The following is a 5,705-nucleotide window of genomic DNA, read 5'->3' on the forward strand; positions in this document are numbered from 1 at the left end:
GACGAAATCGAATTCTAACGAATTACCGATTTCTGTCCCACTCTCTTTTTTATACCAAATAATCGGTTTCTTCACGGTAACTATAGTAGTTTTCTTCAGATACAATCAAGTGATCTAATAGGGTTAAGCCCATCACTTCACAGGCCTCTAAGACTCGATGAGTTACTTCATCATCATTTTTACTGGGAAACACGGCACCAGATGGATGATTATGAGCCAAGATAATGGAGGTTGCCATGTGCTTCAATGCATAATGCAGAATTTCACGCGGCTCCGCAATACTTCGATTCACTGTTCCAATAAAAATGGTCTGTTGATGAATAATTTCATTCTGCGTATTTAAATAGAGGGCAACTAGGTGCTCCTGTTTCTTATGGCCGATTTCCTGTTGAATTTTATGGGCCAATTTCTGGCTGCTCATGATCTGTTCAGAACTCATTAATTCATCTTTATGAATCCTTCGTCCAAACTCAATCACAGCCTGAAGTTCGATGGCCTTCACCCGGCCAATGCCAGAGATTTCCTGTAGCTCCTCTAGAGTTAATTGACTTAACTCCTTTAAACTATTAACCGAACTCAAAAGCCCTTGTGCAATTTCATAAACGCTTTTTTGCTTATTGCCTGTCCGTAAGAGAATGGATAACAATTCTTGATGACTCAGTTTATCCACTCCTTCAGAAACCAAACGTTCTCTAGGAAGCAAAGATGGTTCAATAAATGATATGTCGTACATAATTTCCTCCTCACTTATTAATTCGTAATAAATGGAGAAAACAACGATCTTTCATTATTTACAGGCAATTTCTTGTTTCAAATCATCTAACACTAAGACTTCATCTTTATTAAAGCGGATCTGGTAACCTGTTTGAACTTGTTCAAGCTCCTTTAAAAACTGTTGAATTTCACAGCGAATCAAGTACTCCTGGCTCTGAGGTATGGCTTCTAAAGCTTGGTAGACCTGCTCTACTTCATAGATTCCTTTCGTAATTAAACCATTTCGTGGAAAATCGTTTACTAAGAGATTATAGAAATGATGCAAGAGATGATAAATTCGCTCTTTTGTCACTATTCTACCTCCTTATCATACTCTTTCCCCTTTATTATATACTGATTTTCCCTTTATATTATGACAAGTTCCTTACATTATATTACCAATCTCTTACAATTTTACAAGAATTTCTCCTAGCTTCCTACATAGAAAAAGCCCAGACATCTCTGTCTCGGGCTTTATTTTCTTAAAGTTGCATTTGATTATAAGACTTGCTGAATGAATCCAGTATGTCTTTTGGAGCCTTGTCATAGTCAACAGAGGTTTCCAAATTTCCTTTTACAATCGTACGGTAAGTCGCTGCAGCATCCTCACAGGTCACTAAAGTGATCTCATTGACACCTTCACGATCTTGAATAACATCTACACGGTCCGGAGTCACTGTCTCAACAGACGAGATGACATAAGTATAGATTTTTTCTTTATCCGTGATGTAGATCTTCATACCCGCCTTGGCTTTCTCTAATGGTGAGAATAACATGGCATTAGCTCCAGTTAGGCCAAATACGTGGTGACTAGCAAGAGAATAATTGCCTTGTCCCATGACTTGGTTTTCCTTCATGGTCCCTGCTCCATAGTAAAGGGCTACATTTTCAAGCCCCTTAAAGATCGGAAGGTTCATGTTCAATTCAGGAATCGAAATTCCCCCAATTACAGGAAGTTTTTGAGCCTGCCATTGGGCATTGATGACGGCTTCCGTCGAGAGTGACTGGACATGTTTGAAATCAAAGCTCGTCTTCACTTCTTTGTTTTTATCAATAGTCTTTTTATCGACCTTGCTAACCTGGTATTGGTTGGTATGCCAAACCATGATCATATTGCGGATCGGAGCATTGAATATTAAGAGAAGTGAGAGAATAATCAAAAGTGTTGCAAGGATGTTGATAAGAGTATTGCGTAAACTCTTTTTCTTTTTTCTTTTGCGTGACATGCTGTCCCCTTATCTATTCGTTTTCTTCCACTACTTCTTCATCTTTTTCATCAGGCTGGACTGTTGTAAAGGTTACAATTTTCGCATCCTGATCCAGTCTCATGACTTTCACACCCTGGGTTGAACGACCAGTTTGAGAGATATTCCCAACACTTGTACGGATCATGACTCCTGTATCGGTAATGATCATCAGATCTTCATCCCCTTTAACGGTTAAAAGACCAGCTAAGGGACCATTTTTCTCTGTGATATTGGCTGTTTTGATTCCTTTACCGCCACGGCCTTTGGTTGGGTATTCGCTAGCCATTGTCCGCTTACCATACCCTTTTTCAGTGATGATCAATACTTCATCTTGGTCCGTAACGACACTAGCACCTACAACCTTGTCTCCTTCACGGAGATTCACACCACGTACACCTGTGGCAGAACGCCCCATATTGCGGACTACAGCCTCATTAAAGCGAACAGAGTAACCAAACTTGGTACCGATAATGACGTCAGCATTGCCATCTGTAAGGAAGACATTGATCAATTCATCCTCATCACGCAGATTCAGAGCTTTGAGACCGTTCTGACGAATATTCGAAAATTCAGCAACATTGGTCCGTTTGACCAAACCTTGTCGCGTCGTAAAGAAGAGATAAGCTTCGTCACCGCGGTCTTGCTCCACATTGATAATGGTTTGAATCGATTCACCTTCGTCCAATTTTAAGAGGTTGACGATTGGCAATCCTTTGGCTGTCCGGCCATATTCTGGAATCTCATAACCTTTCAGACGATAGACACGCCCCTTATTGGTAAAGAAGAGCAAATGATCATGGGTGCTCGTAGAGACCAATTCACGGACAAAGTCATCATCTTTGACACCAGTTCCTTGAACCCCACGTCCACCACGTTTTTGAGCCGTAAATTCTGCTTGATCCAAACGTTTGATGTAGCCTTTGTTAGAAAGGGTGATCAAGACATCTGTTTCTTCAATCAAGTCCTCATCTTCAAGAGAAAGGACTTCTCCGATCATCAACTCAGTTCGGCGAGCATCGCCAAACTTGCGTTTGACTTCTTCCAATTCTTCCTTGATGATGGTGGCCACACGCTCTGGTTTCGCCAAAATATCAGCCAAATCAGCAATCAAGGCAACCAAATCATCATATTCACTTTGGATCTTGTCTCGTTCCAAACCGGTCAAACGACGAAGACGCATGTCCAAAATGGCTTGACTTTGACGTTCAGAAAGCTTAAATTTAGACATCAATTCAGCTTGTGCTTCAGAGTCTGTCCGGCTATTGCGGATAATCCGGATCACTTCATCGATGTGATCCAAGGCAATGAGTAAACCTTCTAAGATATGGGCACGTGCTTCCGCTTTTTCTTTATCAAAGATGGTCCGTCGAGTCACCACTTCTTTCTGGTGCTCAATATAAGCACCTAAAATTTGGCGAAGAGAAAGGATCTTTGGAACGCCATTTTGGATCGCCAACATATTGAAACCAAAATTGGTTTGCATTTGTGTCATCTTAAAGAGGTTATTCAAAATAACGTTAGCCGAAGCATCCCTACGAACCTCGATCACAAATCGAACCCCTTCACGGTTAGACTCATCACGTACAGCTGTAATCCCTTCGATCCGTTTTTCTTGCACCAAGCGAACGATATGTTCGTGAACCTTGGTTTTGTTGACCATATAAGGGAACTCGGTAACGACAATCCGTTCACGACCACTCTTGGTCACTTCAATCTCTGTACGAGAGCGAAGAACAATTGAACCTTTCCCTGTTTCATAGGCCTTATGAATACCTGATTTCCCCATGACCAAGGCTCCGGTTGGAAAATCTGGACCAGGCAGCACTTCCATGAGTTCACGAGTGGTCACTTCAGGATTGTCCATCATCAATTTGACGGCATCTATTGTTTCACCGAGATTATGAGGTGGAATATTGGTAGCCATACCTACAGCAATCCCTGTAGCTCCATTCACAAGAAGGTTAGGGAAGCGTGCTGGTAGCACCATGGGCTCCCGCTCACTGGCATCATAGTTATCTGCAAAATCAACTGTATTCTTATTGATATCCCGCAACATCTCAAGTGCGATCTTGCTCATACGGGCTTCGGTATACCGTTGCGCAGCGGCCCCATCTCCGTCCATAGAACCAAAGTTCCCATGGCCGTCCACTAGCATATAGCGATAGCTCCACCATTGCGCCATCCGAACCATGGCTTCATAAATAGAGAAATCCCCGTGTGGGTGGTATTTACCCATAACATCCCCTGTGATACGGGCTGACTTCTTATGTGGTTTATCTGGCGTAACACCCAATTCATTCATACCATACAAAATACGACGGTGAACGGGTTTTAAACCATCCCGAACATCAGGTAGGGCACGAGCTACGATAACACTCATCGCATAATCGATAAAACTCGTCTTCATTTCTGATGTTAAATTCACATCAATTAGATTATTATCCTGCATTCAAAAAATGCCTCTCTTTACTTAATTCACCATACTATTATAACACATTTTAGCCTATTTTTCTTCTTAGGAACACAAACGTAAAAACGTTTACATCAAGGATTCATACTGTTTCAGATGACAAAGACTTTCAAAAGTGGTAGAATGAAGTCGTATGAGAATCTATCTCAAAAAAAAATGAAGGAGACGTTTAGACTCATGGATTTGACTAAACAACACAAAAAAGTTATCCTTGTCGGTGACGGTGCTGTAGGTTCATCTTACGCTTTTGCACTTGTTAACCAAGGAATTGCACAAGAGCTTGGAATTATCGAAATTCCTCAATTGCACGAAAAAGCTGTCGGAGATGCGCTTGACCTTAGCCACGCCCTTGCCTTCACTTCACCTAAGAAGATCTATGCGGCTGAGTACGCTGACTGTGCAGACGCTGATCTTGTTGTAATTACTGCAGGTGCTCCTCAAAAACCAGGTGAAACTCGTCTTGATCTTGTTGGTAAAAACCTTGCGATCAACAAATCAATCGTAACACAAGTTGTTGAATCAGGATTTAACGGAATCTTCCTCGTAGCTGCTAACCCAGTTGACGTATTGACATACTCTACATGGAAATTCTCTGGATTCCCTAAAGAACGCGTTATCGGTTCAGGTACTTCACTTGACTCTGCTCGTTTCCGTCAAGCTTTGGCTGAAAAATTGGATGTGGATGCTCGTTCAGTACACGCCTACATCATGGGTGAACACGGTGACTCAGAATTCGCTGTATGGTCACACGCTAACATCGCTGGTGTAAACCTTGAAGAATTCCTTAAAGACACTCAAAACGTTCAAGAATCTGAATTGATTGAATTGTTCGAAGGTGTTCGTGACGCGGCATACACCATCATCAACAAAAAAGGTGCTACATACTACGGTATCGCTGTTGCCCTTGCTCGTATCACTAAGGCTATTCTTGATGATGAAAATGCGGTTCTTCCACTTTCAGTATTCCAAGAAGGTCAATATGGAATCAATGATGTCTTTATCGGTCAACCAGCTGTTGTTGGAGCACACGGTATTGTACGTCCAGTAAACATTCCATTGAATGATGCAGAACTTCAAAAAATGCACGCTTCTGCTAAAGAATTGAAAGCAATTATTGATGAAGCATGGAAAAACCCTGAATTCCAAGAAGCATCAAAAAACTAATCTGATTGGAAAAGACTGAACCGCACCCCAAAAGTTAGACAGAAAAAATCTAACTTTTGGGGTGTTTTTAT

5 protein-coding genes are annotated in these 5,705 nt (G+C 41.5%); 1 reads left to right on the top strand and 4 read right to left on the bottom strand.

Annotated features, from left to right (window positions below):
• Positions 1-49: 49 nt before the first annotated feature.
• The 4 genes from radC to gyrA form a co-directional block, all read right to left on the bottom strand.
• Positions 50-733 (bottom strand): RadC family protein, encoded by a 684-nt coding sequence (radC, locus tag LIZ08_RS10040; protein WP_003011667.1) that lies wholly within the window; start codon positions 731-733, stop codon positions 50-52.
• 54 nt (positions 734-787) lie between these two features.
• Entirely contained in the window at positions 788-1,066 is a 279-nt protein-coding gene (locus LIZ08_RS10045) for a hypothetical protein (RefSeq protein WP_003003299.1), read from the bottom strand.
• 169 nt (positions 1,067-1,235) lie between these two features.
• The gene (locus LIZ08_RS10050; RefSeq protein WP_227038798.1) at positions 1,236-1,979 is read right to left on the bottom strand and encodes a class A sortase; all 744 of its coding nucleotides are present in this window, start codon (positions 1,977-1,979) and stop codon (positions 1,236-1,238) included.
• A gap of 13 nt (positions 1,980-1,992) precedes the next feature.
• The gene (gene gyrA / locus LIZ08_RS10055; protein ID WP_227038799.1) at positions 1,993-4,449 is read right to left on the bottom strand and encodes a DNA gyrase subunit A; all 2,457 of its coding nucleotides are present in this window, start codon (positions 4,447-4,449) and stop codon (positions 1,993-1,995) included.
• A 198-nt stretch (positions 4,450-4,647) separates the two neighbouring features.
• Here gyrA and LIZ08_RS10060 point away from each other — a divergent pair, with 198 nt between their 5' ends.
• Positions 4,648-5,634, top strand: coding sequence for an L-lactate dehydrogenase (locus tag LIZ08_RS10060; RefSeq protein ID WP_227038800.1), 987 nt, complete (start codon positions 4,648-4,650; stop codon positions 5,632-5,634).
• Positions 5,635-5,705 lie beyond the last annotated feature (71 nt).

The sequence above is a fragment of the Streptococcus sp. 210928-DFI.4.42 genome (genome assembly GCF_020554365.1).
Taxonomy (GTDB): domain Bacteria; phylum Bacillota; class Bacilli; order Lactobacillales; family Streptococcaceae; genus Streptococcus; species Streptococcus parasanguinis_S.